This is a genomic window from Pseudomonas sp. MF4836, assembly GCF_002018875.1.
Taxonomy (GTDB): Bacteria; Pseudomonadota; Gammaproteobacteria; order Pseudomonadales; family Pseudomonadaceae; genus Aquipseudomonas.
In genome coordinates, this window is the sequence record NZ_MVOL01000006.1 from 108423 (window position 1) to 126763 (window position 18341).

The window sequence follows — 18341 nt, forward strand, 5'->3', positions numbered from 1 at the left end:
GCGGCCTGCGCTCGCGGCTACAGCCGAGGCTTATTGCGGGTCGCGAATCGAGAAGTTGGCCATGTGCTCCAGGCCCTTGATCAGCGCCGAGTGGTCCCAGTTGCTGCCACCGATGGCGGCGCACGTGCTGAACACCTGTTGGGCGTTGGCCGTGTTCGGCAGGTTGATGCCCAGCTCGCGTGCGCCGGCCAGGGCCAGGTTGAGGTCCTTCTGGTGCAGGTTGATACGGAAACCCGGGTCGAAGGTGCCCTTGATCATCCGCTCGCCATGGACCTCGAGGATCTTCGACGAAGCGAAGCCACCCATCAGCGCTTCACGCACCTTGGCCGGGTCGGCGCCGTTTTTCGCCGCGAACAGCAGGGCCTCGGCCACCGCCTGGATGTTCAGGGCGACGATGATCTGGTTGGCCACCTTGGCGGTCTGGCCGTCGCCGTTGCCACCGACCAGGGTGATGTTCTTGCCCATGCTCTGGAACAGCGGCAGGGCGCGTTCGAAGGCCTGGCTGTCACCGCCGACCATGATGCTCAGGGTCCCGGCCTTGGCTCCGACTTCACCACCGGACACCGGGGCATCCAGGTACTGCGCGCCTTTCTCGTTGATCTGGGCGGCGAAGGCCTTGGTCGCGGTAGGCGAGATCGAGCTCATGTCGATCACGATCTTGCCTTTGCCGACACCGGCGGCGATCCCGTCGGCACGCAGCAGCACGTCTTCGACCTGCGGGGTGTCGGGCACCATGATGATGATGAACTCGGCTTCCTGGGCCACTTCCCTGGGGTTCGCCAGGGCGACCGCGCCCGCGGCGATCAGGTCGGCCGGTGCCTGGCCGTGATGCTCGGACAGGAACAGGCTGTGACCGGCCTTTTGCAGGTTCGAGGCCATTGGGTGGCCCATGATGCCGGTGCCGATAAATCCGATTTTAGCCATGAAGAAATCCTCTTGTGGGGGCCGCTCGATAAGGGCCGGGGTAGGGCTGCCGGGTCAGATCGCGTTGTGGCTCTTGAGCCAGCCGAGACCGGCCTGGGTGGTGGTCAGCGGTTTGTATTCGCAGCCGACCCAGCCCTGATAACCGATGCGCTCCAGGTGTTCGAACAGGAAGCGGTAGTTGATTTCGCCGGTGCCCGGTTCGTTGCGCCCGGGGTTGTCGGCGAGCTGGATATGGTTGATGGCCGGCAGGTGGTTTTCCATGGTTCGGGCCAGGTCACCCTCCATGATTTGCATGTGGTAGATGTCGTATTGCAGGAACAGGTTGGCGCTGCCGACCTGCTCGCGAATGGCCAGGGCCTGGCGCGTGTTGTTCAGGTAGAAGCCCGGGATGTCACGGGTGTTGATGGCTTCCATCACCAGTTTGATGCCCACCGCCTGCAGCTTGTCGGCGGCGTACCTGAGGTTGGCGACCAGGGTTTTTTCCAGGGTGGCGTCATCGATGCCTTGTGGCCGAATACCGGCCAGGCAGTTGATCTGGGTGTTGCCCAGGACCTGGGCGTAGGCGATGGCCAGGTCGACCCCGCCGCGGAACTCCTCGACCCGATCCGGCAGGCAGGCGATGCCCCGCTCACCCTTGGCCCAGTCACCGGCCGGCAGGTTGAACAGCACTTGGGTCAGGCGGTTGGCATCCAGCTGGGCCTTGATTTCGGCGGAGCTGAACTCGTAGGGGAACAGGTATTCGACCCCGCTGAATCCCGCCTCGGCGGCGGCCTTGAAGCGGGCAAGGAAATCCTGTTCGGTGAACAGCATGGACAGGTTGGCGGCAAAACGCGGCATGGTGATCTCCGGTAAAAATGAAGCGTTCCGGCAGTGGCTGCCTGAAGGTGCGCCCGCTTTTGCGGTTGATCGCAGCCTTCGGCAGCCGCTACAGGGCGGGTCAGTCGAGCATGGAAATGGCGGTGGGCGCGTCGTTGCCCACCAGGGCCAGGTCTTCGAACTCGTTGACCGCGTTGATCTCGGTGCCCATGGAAATATTGGTCACGCGTTCGAGAATGATCTCGACGATCACCGGCACCTTGAACTCCTCGATCAACGCCTGGGCCTTGCGCAGGGCCGGCTGGATCTGGCCCGGCTCGAATACGCGCAGGGCCTTGCAACCCAGGCCTTCGGCGACGGCGACGTGGTCGACGCCATAACCGTTGAGCTCCGGTGCATTGAGGTTGTCGAAGGACAGCTGCACGCAGTAGTCCATCTCGAAACCGCGCTGCGCCTGGCGAATCAGCCCCAGGTAGGAGTTGTTCACCACCACGTGGATGTAGGGCAGCTTGAACTGCGCGCCCACCGCCAGCTCTTCGATCATGAACTGGAAGTCATAGTCGCCGGACAGCGCCACCACCTTGCGGCTCGGGTCGGCCTTGACCACCCCGAGTGCGGCGGGGATGGTCCAGCCCAGCGGGCCGGCCTGGCCGCAGTTGATCCAGTGCCGTGGCTTGTAGACGTGGAGGAACTGCGCCCCGGCGATCTGCGACAGACCGATGGTGCTGACGTAGCAGGTGTCCTTGCCGAACACCTGGTTCATCTCTTCGTACACCCGCTGCGGCTTGACCGGCACGTTGTCGAAGTGGGTCTTGCGCTGCAGGCTGGCCTTGCGCTGCTGGCAGTCCTGGAGCCACGCACTGCGGTCCTTGAGTTTGCCGGCGGCGTGCCATTCACGGGCCACTTCGAGGAACACGGTCAGGGCGAAGCCGGCGTCGGAGACAATCCCCAGGTCCGGGTTGAACACCCGGCCGATCTGGGTCGGCTCGATGTCGACATGGATGAACTTGCGACCTTCGGTGTACACCTCAACCGAGCCGGTGTGGCGGTTGGCCCAGCGGTTGCCGATGCCCAGCACCACGTCCGACTTGAGCAGGGTGGCGTTGCCATAGCGGTGCGATGTCTGCAGGCCGACCATGCCCACCATCAGCGGGTGATCGTCAGGAATGGTGCCCCAGCCCATCAGGGTCGGGATCACCGGAATCCCGGTCAGCTCGGCGAATTCCACCAGCAGCTCGCTGGCATCGGCATTGATGATGCCGCCCCCGGCTACCAGCAATGGGCGCTCGGCCTGGTCCAGCAGGGCCAGGGCTTTTTCCACCTGGATCCGGGTTGCGGTGGGCTTGGCCAGTGGCAGGGGCTGGTAAGCATCGATGTCGAATTCGATCTCGGCCATCTGCACGTCGAACGGCAGGTCGATCAGCACCGGGCCTGGGCGGCCGGAGCGCATTTCATAGAAGGCTTTCTGGAAGGCGTAGGGCACTTGGCCCGGCTCCAGCACGGTGGTCGCCCACTTGGTCACCGGCTTGACGATGCTGGTGATGTCGACGGCCTGGAAGTCTTCCTTGTGCATGCGAGCCCGTGGCGCCTGGCCGGTGATGCACAGGATCGGGATCGAGTCGGCCGAGGCGCTGTAGAGGCCGGTGACCATGTCGGTGCCGGCGGGGCCGGAGGTGCCGATGCACACGCCGATGTTGCCGGCCTTGGTGCGGGTGTAGCCCTCGGCCATGTGCGAGGCGCCCTCGACGTGGCGAGCGAGCACGTGATCGATGCCGCCGACCTTTTGCAGGGCGGAGTACAGCGGGTTGATGGCGGCCCCGGGGATGCCAAAAGCGGTGTCGACCCCTTCACGGCGCATCACCAGAACGGCGGCTTCGATTGCTCTCATTTTGCTCATGGTTTTGTGCCTCTTACGTTTTGTAATTGTATACAAGTGGCTTTGCGCAAAGTGTATTCACGGCGGACGGCGCAGGTCAATCCATTTTCTCAAGCGGCTGTGGCTTTCGTCGGAAGCCTTTAAATCAGCGTTTTTTGTCGCAGGCAGCGCTTTTCGATAATTATTGTATACAAAATAGATTGTCATTGTGTTCTATTTATCCCATTCGGCTTCGTACAACGAACGGCCCGACCGCTTTCCCATAACAAAATAAGGACGGCACCCATGAGCGCTTTAACCTTGAAAGTCGCAGTTAACCTGGCCAGCCAGGCCATCGCAGCGGGGCGCGCGATCAGCGCCGCGCCGCTGACCATCGCGGTGCTGGATGCCGGTGGGCACCTGGTGACGTTGCAACGGGAGGATGGGGCCAGCCTGCTGCGCCCGCAGATCGCCATTGGCAAGGCCTGGGGTGCGGTCGCCCTGGGCAAGGGCTCGCGTCTGCTGGCGCTGGACGCGCAACAGCGCCCGGCTTTTATCGCCGCGCTGAACAGCCTGGGGCAGGGCAGCGTGGTGCCGGCACCGGGCGGAGTGCTGATCCGTGATCGAGAGGGCAGGGTGCTGGGGGCTATCGGTATCAGCGGTGACACGTCGGACATCGACGAGCAGTGCGCCATCAACGCCATCGAAGCCCTGGACCTGACGGCGGACGCCGGTGTAAGCGCCTGACGCCGAACCGGTAGCCGCTGCCGAGCCCGCGAGGCTGCGCTGGCCCGATAGGGCAACGAGGCGTGTCAGGCAGAGGGATGTTGTCGCGCAGGGCCAGCGCAGCCTGGCGGCAGCGGCTACAGCGGTTGAGGTATCAGCTCGACGCTGGCTGGTCGGGTTCGCAGCCTTTGAGCACCAGGCGGATGATGGTTTGCGCGGCGGCTTCGTAATCGGACTCGTCGAGCTTGGGCTTGCCGGTGACGACCGAGATCTGCCAATCGAAGTCGGCGTAGGTCTGGGTCGCGGCCCAGATGCTGAACATCAGGTGGTTGGGGTCGATGGCGGCGATCTGGCCACGGTCGATCCAGGTCTGGATGCAGTCGATGTTGTGCCGCGCCTGGGCGTTGAGTTGTTCGGTTTGCTCGGCGCTCAGGTGCGGCGCGCCGTGCATGATCTCGCTGGCGAAGACTTTGGAAGCGAACGGCAGGTCGCGGGAGATGCGGATCTTGGAGCGGATATAACCGCTGAGCACTTCGCTGGGCACCCCGTCGGCATTGAACGGGGTCGAGGCCTGGAGAATCGGCTCGATGATGCTTTCTAGCACCTCGCGGTAGAGGTTTTCCTTGGACTTGAAGTAGTAGTAGACGTTGGGTTTGGGCAACCCGGCCTTGGCCGCGATATCGCTGGTTTTGGTCGCGGCGAAGCCCTTGTCGGCAAATTCTTCGCTGGCAGCACGCAGGATCAATTCTTTATTGCGCTCGCGGATGGTGCTCATAAATCCGGTAATTCCTTGCCTGGGGCGGCGGTTGCGCATGGTAGCACCGGCTTTGCGCGGGGCTCAAGAATGCCTCCCGGAGTGCTTCGCCGCACGGTATGCTGCGCGCCTTGATCACCGAATGGGACTTTGATTCATGGCAGGAAGCAGTTTGTTGGTGCTGATCGACGATATCGCGGCAGTGCTCGACGATGTGGCGTTGATGACCAAAATGGCGGCCAAGAAAACCGCCGGCGTACTCGGCGATGACCTGGCGCTCAATGCCCAGCAAGTCTCCGGGGTTCGTGCCGAGCGTGAAGTGCCGGTGGTCTGGGCCGTGGCCAAGGGGTCGTTTCGCAACAAACTGATCCTGGTTCCGGCGGCGCTGGCCATCAGCGCGTTCGCCCCCTGGCTGGTGACCCCGCTGCTGATGCTCGGTGGCGCCTACCTGTGTTTCGAAGGCTTTGAAAAGCTCGCCCACACCTTCCTTCACAGCAAGGCTGACGATCAGGCCGGGCATGAGCAGTTGCTGGAGGCGGTGGCCAACCCCGAAGTCGACCTGGTGGCCTTCGAGAAGGACAAGATCAAAGGTGCGGTGCGCACCGATTTCATCCTGTCGGCGGAAATCATCGCCATCACCCTGGGCACTGTGGCCGATGCGCCGCTGATGCAGCAGGTGGTGGTGCTCTCGGGTATCGCGATTGTCATGACCGTGGGCGTTTATGGCCTGGTGGCGGGCATCGTCAAGCTCGATGACCTGGGGCTGTGGCTGACCCAGAAGCCGGGGCAGTTGGCGAAGAGTGTGGGTGGGGTGATCCTGCGCGCCGCACCGTACATGATGAAAAGCCTGTCGGTGATCGGCACGGCGGCGATGTTTATGGTCGGCGGCGGCATCCTCACCCACGGCGTGCCCGCGGCGCACCACCTGATCGAGGGGCTAACCGGGCAAACCGCAGCCGTGATCGGCGGCTTCTCGGTGATCATGCCGACCCTGCTCAACGCAGTGGCCGGGATTATCGCCGGCGCCGTGGTGCTGGTGGGCGTGACCCTGTTCAGCAAGCTGTGGAAAGCTGTCAGGACCTGAACCCGGGCGCTGTCCCAACCATGAAAAAAGGCCATTCGGAGTTCCCGGATGGCCTTTTTTTGTAGCGCAGGAAGGGGGTTATTCGGCGATCTGCAACTTGCGCGACTCGGTGTAGACGTAGCGCACCTTCTCGTATTCGAACGGCGAGTTCAGTTGGCCGTAGCGGAAGCTGGTCTGGTAGCGCTTGTCGACGCCGCGCAGGACCCAGATCTCCGGATGGTTGCTGCTGACTTCCGAAACGTTGAGGAAGTTGATCGCCGATTCTGCGGTGAAGTCCACTGCCAGGCCGGCGGTGTCACGCAGGTTCGACGGACCGAAGATCGGCAGCACGAAATAGGCGCCGCCCGGAACCCCGTAGAACCCCAGGGTCTGGCCGAAATCTTCGCTCTGGCGCGGCAGGCCCATGGCGGTTGCCGGGTCCCACAGGCCGGCGATACCGATGGTGGTGTTGAGCAACAGGCGCCCGGTGGTCTCCATGGAGCGGTGGCCCTTGAGCTGCAGCAGGCTGTTCATCAGGTTGGGCACATCGCCCAGGTTGTTGAAGAAGTTGCTGACGCCAGTGCGCAGGAAGCTGGGGGTGACGTAGCGGTAGCCGTCGACCACCGGCAGGAACACCCATTGATCGAAGCGGTAGTTGAAGTGGTAGACCCGGCGGTTCCATGACTCCAGCGGGTCGTACACGTTCAGTGCGTTGAGGGTTGAGCGCTCGAATTCGCGCTGGTCCAGCCCGGCGTTGAACTTGAGTTTCTTCAACGGCTCGGTGAAGCCGTCCGAGTCAACCACGGTCGGCGCGTTGGCTTTGCTGTTGTCGGCTTGGGCATAGCCTGCGCAGAGCAACGCAGCGATTAGCAGGAGATGTTTAGCCACGGAAGAACTCCAGCATGGCGTCGCTGTTGACGCGGTAGTTGAGATTGCCGCAATGGCCGCCATGGGGGTAGACGGTCAGGCGGTCGCCGAAGGTGGTGCGCAGGAAACCCAGGTCGCCAGGGCCGAGGATCACGTCGTCGGCGTTATGCATCACGGCGATTTTCGGGCTGTCGTGCAGGTAATCCTTGAGTGCATACAGGCTGACCTGGTCGATCAGTTGCAGCAGGCTGCCGCCGTCGGTGCGCGCGCGCCACATGGGGATCACTTGTTCGGTCAGGTAGCAGTCGAAGTCGCACTGCAGGGCACGCTTGAGGAACGGCGTCAGGCTGGTGCCCTCGCTGATCGGGTATTTGGGCGGGGTGATCAGGCCGCGGCGGTTGATCAGGTCCGAGGTGAAGGCGATATCGGCCGCCGAGAAGCGGAACGAAGTGCCGATCAGCATCGCCATCTGTTCGTTGGTCAGGTGCTGTTTGGACTGCTGGAAGTCGTAGAGCAGCGCATCGTTGAGGTCGATGTAGCCTTTTTGCTGGAAGTAGCGGGTCAGTTTGTTCAACACCAGTTCATAGAAGGTGGTGCTGTTGTTGATGCCTTTGACTTCGGTCTGCACCAGTTTGTCGAGGTTGCTGATCGAGGTGTACAGGTTGACCGGAGGGTTGAGCAGCAGGACCTTCTTGAAGTTGAAGCTGCGCCGGGTTTCATCCAGTTTGCTGACGAAGGCCGCATCCAGGGCGCCCAGGCTGTAACCGGTGAGGTAGTACTCGGTGATCGGCAGCTTGGGGTTCTGCGCGCGTACGGCCTGCATTACCCGGTACATATCCTCGGCATCTTCCTGGGTGACCCCAGGGGTGGCGAAGCGCGAGGCGGCGCTGATGAAGTCGAAGCTGGTGGGCGACGACAGCTGCACCACGTGATAGCCAGCCTTGTAGTAGAGCTTTTTCAGGTATTCGTTGAGGCTGCTGTCATAGCGCGCGCCGGTGCCGGCGATGAGGAAGATCAGCGGGGCGGCGTGATCCTGCTCGGCGATGCGGTAGGTCAGCTTCTTCACCGCCCAGAAGTTGTCCGGGAGGATGAACTCGCGCTCGGGGCGCAAGGTCAGGCTGCGGTCGGACTGGTTGATATCGTCGTTGGACGGCAGTTCCGGGCGCAGCTCCGGCGGGGTGGTGGCAATGGTCGCTTCGAACGGATTGGTCAAAGGATAGCCATAGCTGGCAGCGTCGATATCGACTGCCAGTGCGGACGCACTCAAGATAAGGCCGCCAAACAGGGCAGCGAAGCGCAAGGAACGGAGCATGACTGAATCCCTTAGAGGAAGGTGCCGGGAGAGGTTCGCAGGCTATGACCACCGGGGTACTGCCGAAGTGCCATGGTTCGGCACAAATATCGGTCAAGACAGGCGGGATCGGGGGTAATAGTAGCCGGACGATACACTTTGCCGCTAATTGCTCACAGTTATATGTGTAACAGGCTTGCTTACCGCTCTCGGGCGATTATGCTGGGCGCCGTTTTCGCTTATCGGAGTGCCTCATGTCCCGTCTTCCCGTGGTTGTGCTGCTTATTGTCCTGCCCCTGTGGCTGGCCGCCAGTTATGGCCTGCGCTACGGCTTTATGGAAGATGCTCGGTGGGTGGGCGTCTGTGTCGATGAGGCGAGCCGCTGGGAGTGCCAGGCACGTTCCACTCTGGGCCTGTGGATTCACTTCAAGGTCATGGGCTGGGCGGCCCTGGTCTCGGCGCTGCTGGCGTTTGTGCTGCCGGGCCGCGGTGGCTGGGGCCTGGCGGTGGTGGCGCTGCTGTGCGGTTTGCCGGCGCTGGCGCTGTACAACACCACCCTGGCGGTGTTTGCCGTGGTGATCGCGGCCTTGCGCCTGGTCAGGGCGCCGCGCCAATCGGCCTGATCAAGCGGGGCTCGATAAAAAAGGGATGACTGTTGTCATCCCTTTTTTTGTGCCCGTGAGGCCTGAATCGGGATCAGGCCTTGCGTGCCCGCAGGCTGCGCCACATGGCGGCCACCAGCAGCAGGCTGACCAGGGCCCAGGTCCAGGCCTGCTGGTTTTGCAGGCCTTCGCGATACAGCTGCGGAGCAATCCCGGCGCCGACGATAAAGGTCAGCAGGGCGATCTCGCGGCGTGGCACCCGTACCGGGCGGCACAGGTAGACCAGGGCCGGCAGCACCAGGGCCGCACTCGGGAAGCTGCGATAGCGCGGGTCGAACACCAGCTCCAGCATCATCACCGCGGCCGCGAAACCGGCGGCGGTGAGCAACCAGCCAGCGCGTTTCTCCAAGGCAGCGAAGGCGCATCCACGCCAGCCGCTGCGGGTACTCAGGGTCAGGGCCGCGTGGGCCAGCACCAGCAGGTTCAGGCCCAGCAGCAGCGCGGCCCAGAACCACTCGCCGGCAAACCGGCTGGTGACCCGCGCCAGCTCGCCCCAGGCCCCGATGGAGCAGGCGGCGAGGGCGCCCAGCAGTGGCAGCACCAGCGCCGCGCGGGTGCTGCGGACACGGCCGCCGAGCAGCAGGGTCACGAGGAAGATCGCCCCGCCCACGCCCAGCCACACTGGCCAGTAAGGCAGGTTGGATACCGAGCCGGCGAGCACGCCCTTGTCCTGGCGGTCGGCATCGAACAGGCCCCAGTAACCGCCGACGGCGCCTTCGCTGGCGCGCTTCCAGGGTTGGTCGAAGGCTTCAATCAGGTTGTAGTGCCAGCCATTGTGCTCGGCCAGGGCGACGAACCCGCGAATGAACTTGGCTTCATTGACCCGGCTCGGCAGGGCGGTTTCACGCTGGCGGCCTTCGCTGGGCCAACCCGTTTCGCCGATCATCACGTCCTTGGGCGCGAAGCGGTTGCCGAATACCTGGCGCACCTCGGCAACGTGGTTCAACGCGGCGTCGATATTGGACGGATCGTCTTCCCAGTACGGCAGCAAGTGGATAGTCAGGAAGTCCACCGCCGGGGCGATTTCCGGGTGCTTGAGCCAGAACTCCCAGACATCGGCATAGGTCACCGGCTGTTTGACGTTGGCCTTGACCTTGTGGATCAGCTTGGCCAGTTGCGGGCCGGTGACTTCCTTGCGCAGCAGGGCTTCGTTGCCGACGATCACCGAACTCACCACATCCGGGTTGGCGTTGGCCGAGGCGATCAGCAGGTCGACTTCTTTTTCGGTGTCCACCGGGTTGCTGTTGACCCAGGCGCCGATCATCAGCTTCAGGCCGTGCTTGCGCGCCAGGTCCGGCAGGGCTTCAAGGCCGGTCATGGAATAGGTGCGGATGCACTCGAAGCGGGTGGCCAGCAGCGCCAGGTCGGCGTCCATGCGCTCCGGGCGCAGTTTGAACGGCTGGTCGAACGGTGACTGGTCTTTATCGAAAGGGGTGTAGGAGGCGCATTGCAGCTTGTGGCTGGCGCTGGCGACGTCGGGCAGCAACACCGGCTGGCCGAGGCCGTACCAGAAGCCGCAGATCGCAAACAGGCCAAGCAGGCAGGCAAATAAATAGGGCAGGACAGGGAAGCGGGCTATCGCGGGCATGGTCAGGCCGTCTGGGAGCAAAGCCGGGCATCTTACCTGCATTTGCCGCTGGCTTGGGGCGCCGCATGATTTTGACATGCAAAGTTCGGGCGGGATCGGTATCTGCCCTGGAAGCGGCAGGATTGCTGGCTATCTGATGTCGTTGCTGGCTGCCTTGAGGTCGCAGACAGAGCAGGTTGCAGATGGCCGCAGGTTGATGATCGAAACATCAGTACTCCGCTGATGTTCGAACGGGTTTTGTGGTGAGCGTGAAGGGGGCGCCGTGCACCAGAACAATAGGTTGACGCGGCTCGGCATCCGTCGGGCGCAGCACTTTCGGGGAAGTAACGATGAAGATGCGACGACTCTTAGGCGCAGGTGCCGCTCTGGTACTTGCGATCAGCTCCACCCTGGCCAGCGCCGACAGCAAAACCCTGAGCATCGGCTATGTCGACGGTTGGTCGGACAGCGTGGCGACTACCCATGTAGCGGCTGAAGTGATCAAGCAGAAGCTCGGTTATGACGTCAAATTGCAAGCCGTCGCGACCGGGATCATGTGGCAGGGCGTCGCCACCGGCAAACTCGATGCCATGCTGTCGGCCTGGCTGCCAGTGACCCATGGCGAATACTGGGCGAAGAACAAGGACAAGGTGGTCGACTACGGCCCCAACTTCAAGGACGCGAAAATCGGTCTGATCGTGCCGGAGTATGTGAAAGCCAAGTCCATCGCCGACCTCAAGGACGACACCAGCTTCAAGAACAAGATTGTCGGCATCGACGCCGGATCGGGTGTGATGCTCAAGACCGACCAGGCGATCAAGGATTACGGCCTCGATTACAAACTGCAGGCCAGTTCGGGGGCGGCGATGATTGCCGAGCTGACCCGTGCCGAAGAGAAAAACGAATCGATTGCCGTCACCGGCTGGGTGCCGCACTGGATGTTCGCCAAGTGGAAACTGCGCTTCCTCGACGACCCGAAAGGCGTGTATGGCGCGGCTGAAACCGTCAACAGCATCGGCAGCAAGGGCCTGGAGAAGAAGGCGCCGGAAGTCGTGGCCTTCCTGAAAAAGTTCCAATGGGCCTCGAAAGACGAAATCGGCGAAGTCATGTTGGCCATTCAGGACGGTGCCAAGCCTGATGTAGCTGCGAAAGAGTGGGTGGCCAAACACCCGGAGCGCGTCGCGGAGTGGACTGCTAAATAATCGACGAAGCGTCTAGATTAGGCTTCTCAAGGCTGCTCGGTGTTCGCACCGGGCGGCCTTTGTTTTTTCTTGGGGATAAATTGGCGTCATGACTAATGTCGTTCTAATACTAAGGTCGTCTGGAACCTGCTCCATAGCCGCATAGAGTGGAATGCGTTCCAACTAAAATCTGTGCTGCGAGGATAAAAACAATGAACGACAGCATTTACCTCTCGATTCAAAACAGCCCGCGTTTCAAGGAGCTGGTCAGCAAGAGAGAGCGGTTCGCCTGGATTCTTTCGGCGATCATGCTTGGGCTTTACTCGGGCTTCATTCTATTGATCGCCTATGGACCTCAGATCCTTGGCGCCAAACTCAGTCCAACGTCATCCATCACCTGGGGCATTCCCATCGGTGTCGGGCTGATTCTTTCGGCCTTTGTGCTGACGGCTATCTACGTACGACGCGCCAATGGCGAATTCGACGACCTGAACAATGCGATTCTCAAGGAGGCTCAGCAATGATCCGGCGTCTATTGGCATTACTGGGCGTCGCGGCCTTTGCTCCAAGTGTCTGGGCGGCTGAAGCCCTGACTGGCGAAGTGCATAAACAACCACTCAACGTTTCCGCGATCATCATGTTTGTGGTGTTTGTCGGTGCAACCTTGTGCATCACCTACTGGGCCTCCAAGCGCAACAAGTCGGCGGCCGACTACTATGCGGCAGGCGGCAAGATCACCGGTTTCCAGAACGGCCTGGCCATCGCCGGCGACTACATGTCGGCGGCGTCCTTCCTGGGTATTTCCGCGCTGGTGTTCACCTCCGGTTATGACGGCCTGATCTACTCGATTGGCTTCCTGGTGGGCTGGCCGATCATTTTGTTCCTGATCGCCGAGCGCCTGCGCAACCTGGGCAAATACACCTTTGCCGACGTGGCGTCCTACCGCCTCGGGCAAACCCAGATCCGCTCCCTGTCGGCCTGTGGCTCGCTGGTGGTGGTGGCGTTCTACCTGATCGCGCAGATGGTAGGTGCCGGCAAGCTGATCCAGCTGCTGTTCGGCCTCGACTACCACGTGGCGGTGATCCTGGTGGGGATCCTGATGTGCCTGTACGTGCTGTTCGGCGGCATGCTGGCGACCACCTGGGTACAGATCATCAAGGCTGTGCTGCTGCTGTCCGGTGCCTCGTTCATGGCACTGATGGTGATGAAACACGTCAATTTCGACTTCAACGCGCTGTTTGCCGAGGCGATCAAGGTTCACCCCAAAGGTGAAGCGATCATGAGCCCGGGCGGCCTGGTGAAGGATCCGATCTCGGCCTTCTCCCTTGGTCTGGCATTGATGTTCGGTACCGCTGGCCTGCCACACATCCTGATGCGCTTCTTCACCGTGAGTGACGCGAAAGAAGCTCGCAAAAGCGTGCTGTATGCCACTGGTTTCATCGGTTACTTCTACATCCTGACCTTTATCATCGGCTTCGGCGCGATCCTGCTGGTCAGCACCAACCCGGCCTTCAAGGACGCTGCTGGCGCGCTGTTGGGCGGCAACAACATGGCGGCGGTGCACCTGGCCAATGCCGTAGGCGGCAGCGTGTTCCTGGGCTTCATCTCGGCGGTGGCCTTCGCCACCATTCTGGCGGTGGTTGCCGGCTTGACCCTGGCAGGCGCTTCGGCGGTGTCTCACGACCTGTATGCCAGCGTGATCAAGAAAGGCAAGGCCAACGAGAAGGATGAAATCCGCGTCTCGAAGATCACCACCATCGCGCTGGGCGTCCTGGCGATCGGCCTGGGCATCCTGTTCGAAAGCCAAAACATCGCGTTCATGGTCGGCCTGGCGTTCTCCATTGCCGCCAGCTGCAACTTCCCGGTACTGCTGCTCTCGATGTACTGGAAGAAGCTCACCACCCGTGGCGCCATGATCGGCGGCTGGCTGGGGCTGGTCAGTGCGGTTGGCCTGATGATCCTGGGCCCAACCATCTGGGTGCAGATCCTGCATCACGAGAAGGCGATCTTCCCGTACGAGTACCCGGCATTGTTCTCGATGATCATTGCCTTCGTCGGGATCTGGTTCTTCTCCATCACTGACAAGTCGGCAGCTGCGGAAAATGAGCGGGCGCTGTTCTTCCCGCAATTCGTCCGCTCGCAAACCGGTCTTGGCGCCAGTGGGGCGGTGTCGCACTAAGGTAGCAAGAGGTATCGGCTTCTATATATAAGCGGCGTTACCCGAAAAATGCCCCAATCGAGAGACTGGGGTATTTTTTTGCCTGGGGGGAGGGCTGGGGTGAGGCGGAGATCGAGCGCAGCCTGAGGCGGTGGTTACAGAGGGTGGGGGCGCTGTCGGTATGCTGTAGCCGTTGCCACAGCCTGCGCGGGTTGTAAGGTTGTCGACCTTTATCCCGGACACAAAAACGGCCTCTAAAGAGGCCGTAATCGCTGCTGCTAAGACGTTATCGCAAGGCAGATCTTATTTGCGGTCTTCCAGCTTGGTGATATCACGCGACTCGTAACCGGTGTACAGCTGGCGCGGGCGGCCGATCTTGTACGGGCTGGAGAGCATTTCTTTCCAGTGGGAGATCCAGCCAACAGTCCGCGCCAGGGCGAAGATCACGGTGAACATGCTGGTTGGAATGCCGATCGCCTTGAGGATGATCCCCGAGTAGAAGTCGACGTTCGGGTACAGCGAGCGTTCGATGAAATACGGGTCGGTCAGGGCGATCTCTTCCAGGCGCATGGCCAGTTCGAGTTGCGGATCGTTGTTGATCCCCAGTTCCTTGAGCACTTCGTCGCAGGTCTGCTTCATTACCGTGGCGCGCGGGTCGCGGTTCTTGTAAACCCGGTGACCGAAGCCCATCAGCTTGAACGGATCGTTCTTGTCCTTGGCCTTGGCGATGAATTTGTCGATGTTCGAGACATCGCCGATTTCATCGAGCATGGTCAGCACGGCTTCGTTGGCGCCGCCGTGGGCAGGGCCCCAGAGCGCGGCGATACCGGCAGCGATACAGGCGAACGGGTTGGCACCCGAGGAGCCGGCCAGGCGCACGGTGGACGTCGAGGCATTCTGTTCGTGGTCGGCGTGGAGGATGAAGATCCGGTCCATCGCCTTGGCCAGTACCGGGCTGATCGGTTTGATCTCGCACGGGGTGTTGAACATCATGTGCAGGAAGTTTTCCGCGTACGTCAGGTCGTTGCGCGGGTACATCATGGGCTGGCCCATGGAGTACTTGTAAACCATCGCTGCCAGGGTCGGCATCTTGGCGACCAGACGGATCGCGGAGATTTCGCGATGCTGCGGGTTATTGATGTCCAGGGAGTCGTGGTAGAACGCCGAGAGGGCGCCGACTACGCCGCACATGACGGCCATCGGGTGAGCATCGCGACGGAAGCCGTTGAAGAAGGTCTTCAACTGCTCGTGGACCATGGTGTGGTTTTTCACGGTGCTGACGAACTGGGCCTTCTGTTCCGCTGTTGGCAGTTCGCCATTAAGCAGCAGGTAGCAGGTTTCCAGATAGTCCGACTTTTCAGCCAACTGCTCGATCGGATAGCCGCGGTGCAACAGGATGCCGTTGTCGCCGTCGATGTAGGTGATTTTCGACTCGCAGGAAGCGGTCGACATGAAGCCAGGGTCAAAGGTGAAGCGGCCCGTGGCCGTCAGGCCCCGAACATCAATAACATCGGGACCAACGGTGCCGGTTAAAATGGGCAGCTCGACGGGGGCTGCGCCCTCGATGATCAACTGCGCTTTTTTGTCAGCCATGTGGCCTCCTATTTATGCTTGAAATCATCAGACAGACCCCCCACGCAGGGCCCGCACCACTATAGTGAGATAAATCTGAATGTCAATTTGCCTAAAGTCTTGCCCCAGAAGGCTTTAACCGTACTTTTTCCTCGAAATTCCCTGCCATTTACGCCTTTTATACTCGTAACGCAATGCGCTATTAGGGGAAGGCGTTTGCGTTGTCATTAGTAGCCTAACTGTCTATACTCGGCCACCGACCGCCATGGGCTTTTGGGCCTGTTTTGATGGGGGTCGCACTCCCTGGGTGGTGGTTACCTGACCAGTGCACTCCCCAACAACTTTGCCCTGATTGTTAGGGGCTCTTCAGTGTGAAAAAAAGCCGTGAATAGCCAACGACCTGTAAACCTAGACCTAAGGACCATCAAACTCCCCATTACTGGCGTTACGTCATTTCTCCACCGTGTTTCCGGCATCATCCTCTTCCTGGGCCTTGGCATCATGCTTTATGCATTGGGCAAATCCCTGGGTTCCGAGGAAGGTTTCGCCGAGGTGAAGGCATGCTTGACCAGCCCGCTGGCCAAATTCGTTGCGTGGGGCCTGCTGTCCGCCTTGCTGTATCACTTGGTGGCCGGTGTACGCCATCTGATCATGGACATGGGCATCGGTGAGACGCTGGAAGGCGGCAAGCTGGGCTCGAAAATCGTTATCGCCGTATCCGTGGTGATCATCGTTCTGGCGGGAGTTTGGATATGGTAACTAACGTCACGAACCTGTCGCGTTCGGGCCTCTATGACTGGATGGCGCAACGCGTTTCTGCAGTCGTTCTCGCGGCTTATTTCATTTTCCTGATTGGATACCTCGTTGCGAACCCGGGCATGGGCTACGCCCAGTGGCACGCGCTGTTCGCAAACAACGGGATGCGCATCTTCAGTCTGTTGGCTCTGGTTGCTCTGGGCGCTCACGCCTGGGTCGGCATGTGGACCATTTCGACCGACTACCTGACGCCGATGGCGCTGGGCAAGTCCGCGACTGCAGTACGTTTCCTTTTCCAGGCAGTATGCGGCGTTGCAATGTTCGCTTACTTCGTCTGGGGTGTGCAGATTCTCTGGGGTATCTGATTCATGTCTAACATTCCAACTATTTCCTTCGACGCCATCATCATTGGTGGCGGCGGCGCCGGCATGCGTGCCGCACTGCAGCTGGCCCAAGGCGGCCACAAGACTGCAGTGATCACCAAGGTGTTCCCGACCCGTTCGCACACTGTGTCTGCCCAGGGCGGCATCACGTGCGCCATCGCTTCGGCCGACCCGAACGATGACTGGCGCTGGCACATGTACGATACCGTCAAGGGTTCCGACTACATCGGTGACCAGGACGCTATCGAATACATGTGTCAGGAAGGCCCGGCTGCGGTCTTCGAACTGGACCACATGGGTCTGCCGTTCTCGCGTACCGAGCAAGGTCGTATCTACCAGCGTCCATTCGGCGGCCAGTCCAAGGATTACGGTAAAGGTGGCCAGGCTGCCCGTACCTGCGCCGCGTCCGACCGTACCGGTCACGCGCTGCTGCACACCCTTTATCAGGGCAACCTGAAAGCCGGCACCACGTTCCTGAACGAGTACTACGCGGTTGATCTGGTCAAGAACGCACAAGGCGAATTCGTCGGTGTGATCGCCATCTGCATCGAAACCGGTGAAACCACCTACATCCGCGCCAAGGCTACGGTTCTGGCGACCGGCGGTGCAGGTCGTATCTACGCATCGACCACCAATGCCCTGATCAACACCGGTGACGGCGTCGGCATGGCACTGCGTGCAGGCGTTCCGGTACAAGACATCGAAATGTGGCAGTTCCACCCGACCGGCATCGCCGGCGCCGGTGTACTGGTTACCGAAGGTTGCCGTGGTGAAGGTGGTTACCTGATCAACAAGCACGGCGAGCGTTTCATGGAGCGTTATGCTCCGAACGCCAAAGACCTTGCCGGCCGTGACGTTGTTGCCCGTTCGATGGTTAAAGAGATCATCGCCGGTAACGGCTGTGGCCCTAACGGCGACCACGTACTGCTGAAGCTCGATCACCTGGGTGAAGAGGTGCTGCACAGCCGCCTGCCAGGTATCTGCGAGCTGTCCAAGACCTTCGCTCACGTTGACCCAGTGGTTGCTCCGGTTCCGGTTGTTCCAACTTGCCACTATATGATGGGCGGCGTGCCGACCAACATTCATGGCCAGGCGATCACCCAGAATGCCGAAGGCCAGGACGAGATCATTCATGGTCTGTTCGCGGTAGGCGAAGTGGCTTGCGTATCCGTACACGGTGCCAACCGTCTGGGCGGCAACTCGCTGCTCGACCTGGTGGTGTTCGGCCGTGCGGCCGGCCTGCACCTGGAAAAAGCCCTGACCGACGGCATCGAGTACGATGACGCGACCGACGCCAACATCGAGGCCGCCCTGGCGCGTCTGAACGCTCTGAACGAGCGCACTGATGGCGAAGATGTGGCTACCCTGCGTCGCGAGCTGCAAAGCTGCATGCAGAACTACTTCGGTGTGTTCCGTACCGGCGAATACATGCAGAAAGGTATCGCCCAGCTGGCCGACCTGCGCACGCGTATCGCCAACGTCAAGATCAACGATAAGAGCCAGGCGTTCAACACCGCTCGTATCGAAGCCCTTGAGCTGCAAAACCTGTTGGAAGTGGCTGAAGCGACTGCGATCGCCGCCGAGGTTCGTAAAGAATCCCGTGGTGCTCACGCTCGTGAAGACTTTGAAGATCGCGACGACGAAAACTGGTTGTGCCACACCCTGTACTTCCCGGGTGACAAGCGCGTAACCAAGCGTGCCGTGAACTTCTCGCCGAAGACGGTTCCGACGTTTGAACCGAAGATTCGGACTTACTAAGGGTGGCT

17 protein-coding genes are annotated in these 18341 nt (G+C 61.0%); 9 read left to right on the forward strand and 8 right to left on the reverse strand.

Going from position 1 to position 18341, the window contains the following annotated elements:
- Positions 1–30 precede the first annotated feature (30 nt).
- The 3 genes from MF4836_RS15595 to gcl all read right to left on the reverse strand — a co-directional run bounded on the left by MF4836_RS15595 (position 31) and on the right by gcl (position 3637).
- Positions 31–924, reverse strand: coding sequence for a 2-hydroxy-3-oxopropionate reductase (locus tag MF4836_RS15595; RefSeq protein WP_078471016.1), 894 nt, complete (start codon positions 922–924; stop codon positions 31–33).
- A gap of 54 nt (positions 925–978) precedes the next feature.
- A complete protein-coding gene (gene hyi / locus MF4836_RS15600) occupies positions 979–1761 on the reverse strand; it encodes a hydroxypyruvate isomerase (RefSeq protein WP_078471017.1) in 783 nt (260 codons plus the stop codon).
- Between the two features lie 100 nt (positions 1762–1861).
- Positions 1862–3637: a glyoxylate carboligase gene (gene gcl / locus MF4836_RS15605; RefSeq protein WP_078471018.1), complete on the reverse strand. Its 1776-nt coding sequence runs from the start codon at positions 3635–3637 to the stop codon at positions 1862–1864.
- A 264-nt stretch (positions 3638–3901) separates the two neighbouring features.
- On the opposite strand from gcl, the gene MF4836_RS15610 reads away from it, so the two are divergent.
- Positions 3902–4342: a GlcG/HbpS family heme-binding protein gene (locus MF4836_RS15610; RefSeq protein ID WP_078471019.1), complete on the forward strand. Its 441-nt coding sequence runs from the start codon at positions 3902–3904 to the stop codon at positions 4340–4342.
- Positions 4343–4475: 133 nt separating this feature from the next.
- Here the strand turns inward: MF4836_RS15610 and MF4836_RS15615 are convergent, their stop codons facing one another.
- Positions 4476–5096 (reverse strand): TetR/AcrR family transcriptional regulator, encoded by a 621-nt coding sequence (locus MF4836_RS15615; protein ID WP_078471020.1) that lies wholly within the window; start codon positions 5094–5096, stop codon positions 4476–4478.
- 136 nt (positions 5097–5232) lie between these two features.
- Between MF4836_RS15615 and MF4836_RS15620 the strand changes: the two genes are divergently transcribed.
- Positions 5233–6159: a DUF808 domain-containing protein gene (locus MF4836_RS15620; RefSeq protein ID WP_078471021.1), complete on the forward strand. Its 927-nt coding sequence runs from the start codon at positions 5233–5235 to the stop codon at positions 6157–6159.
- Positions 6160–6237: 78 nt separating this feature from the next.
- Here the strand turns inward: MF4836_RS15620 and MF4836_RS15625 are convergent, their stop codons facing one another.
- Positions 6238–7026 (reverse strand): MlaA family lipoprotein, encoded by a 789-nt coding sequence (locus MF4836_RS15625; protein ID WP_078471022.1) that lies wholly within the window; start codon positions 7024–7026, stop codon positions 6238–6240.
- Positions 7019–8317 (reverse strand): lipoprotein, encoded by a 1299-nt coding sequence (locus MF4836_RS15630; protein WP_020299236.1) that lies wholly within the window; start codon positions 8315–8317, stop codon positions 7019–7021. Before MF4836_RS15630 ends, MF4836_RS15625 begins: the two co-directional genes overlap by 8 nt.
- A 233-nt stretch (positions 8318–8550) precedes the next feature.
- Here MF4836_RS15630 and MF4836_RS15635 point away from each other — a divergent pair, with 233 nt between their 5' ends.
- Positions 8551–8919: a hypothetical protein gene (locus MF4836_RS15635; protein ID WP_078471023.1), complete on the forward strand. Its 369-nt coding sequence runs from the start codon at positions 8551–8553 to the stop codon at positions 8917–8919.
- Between the two features lie 73 nt (positions 8920–8992).
- Here the strand turns inward: MF4836_RS15635 and MF4836_RS15640 are convergent, their stop codons facing one another.
- Positions 8993–10588, reverse strand: a complete 1596-nt coding sequence (locus MF4836_RS15640; RefSeq protein ID WP_178102952.1) for a glycoside hydrolase family 17 protein — start codon at positions 10586–10588, stop codon at positions 8993–8995.
- A 287-nt stretch (positions 10589–10875) separates the two neighbouring features.
- Here MF4836_RS15640 and MF4836_RS15650 point away from each other — a divergent pair, with 287 nt between their 5' ends.
- The 3 genes from MF4836_RS15650 (at position 10876) to MF4836_RS15660 (ending at position 13885) form a co-directional block, all read left to right on the forward strand.
- Entirely contained in the window at positions 10876–11727 is an 852-nt protein-coding gene (locus MF4836_RS15650) for a glycine betaine ABC transporter substrate-binding protein (RefSeq protein WP_078471026.1), read from the forward strand.
- A gap of 191 nt (positions 11728–11918) precedes the next feature.
- On the forward strand, positions 11919–12230 hold the full coding sequence (locus MF4836_RS15655; protein WP_020299232.1) for a DUF485 domain-containing protein: 312 nt from the start codon (positions 11919–11921) through the stop codon (positions 12228–12230).
- Positions 12227–13885 carry a cation acetate symporter gene (locus MF4836_RS15660; protein ID WP_078471027.1) on the forward strand — a complete coding sequence of 553 codons (1659 nt, stop codon included), beginning with the start codon at positions 12227–12229 and terminating at the stop codon, positions 13883–13885. The genes MF4836_RS15655 and MF4836_RS15660 overlap by 4 nt, the downstream gene beginning before the upstream one ends.
- Before the next feature lie 282 nt (positions 13886–14167).
- Here the strand turns inward: MF4836_RS15660 and gltA are convergent, their stop codons facing one another.
- Positions 14168–15457, reverse strand: coding sequence for a citrate synthase (gltA, locus tag MF4836_RS15665; protein ID WP_003222994.1), 1290 nt, complete (start codon positions 15455–15457; stop codon positions 14168–14170).
- Between the two features lie 363 nt (positions 15458–15820).
- On the opposite strand from gltA, the gene sdhC reads away from it, so the two are divergent.
- From sdhC to sdhA, 3 genes are read left to right on the forward strand one after another with little or no spacing between them, the layout of a single operon-like run.
- Positions 15821–16195 (forward strand): succinate dehydrogenase, cytochrome b556 subunit, encoded by a 375-nt coding sequence (gene sdhC / locus MF4836_RS15670; RefSeq protein WP_020299230.1) that lies wholly within the window; start codon positions 15821–15823, stop codon positions 16193–16195.
- On the forward strand, positions 16189–16557 hold the full coding sequence (sdhD, locus tag MF4836_RS15675) for a succinate dehydrogenase, hydrophobic membrane anchor protein (protein WP_020299229.1): 369 nt from the start codon (positions 16189–16191) through the stop codon (positions 16555–16557). The genes sdhC and sdhD overlap by 7 nt, the downstream gene beginning before the upstream one ends.
- Before the next feature lie 3 nt (positions 16558–16560).
- Positions 16561–18333: a succinate dehydrogenase flavoprotein subunit gene (sdhA, locus tag MF4836_RS15680; protein WP_078471028.1), complete on the forward strand. Its 1773-nt coding sequence runs from the start codon at positions 16561–16563 to the stop codon at positions 18331–18333.
- The last annotated feature ends 8 nt before the right edge of the window (positions 18334–18341 follow it).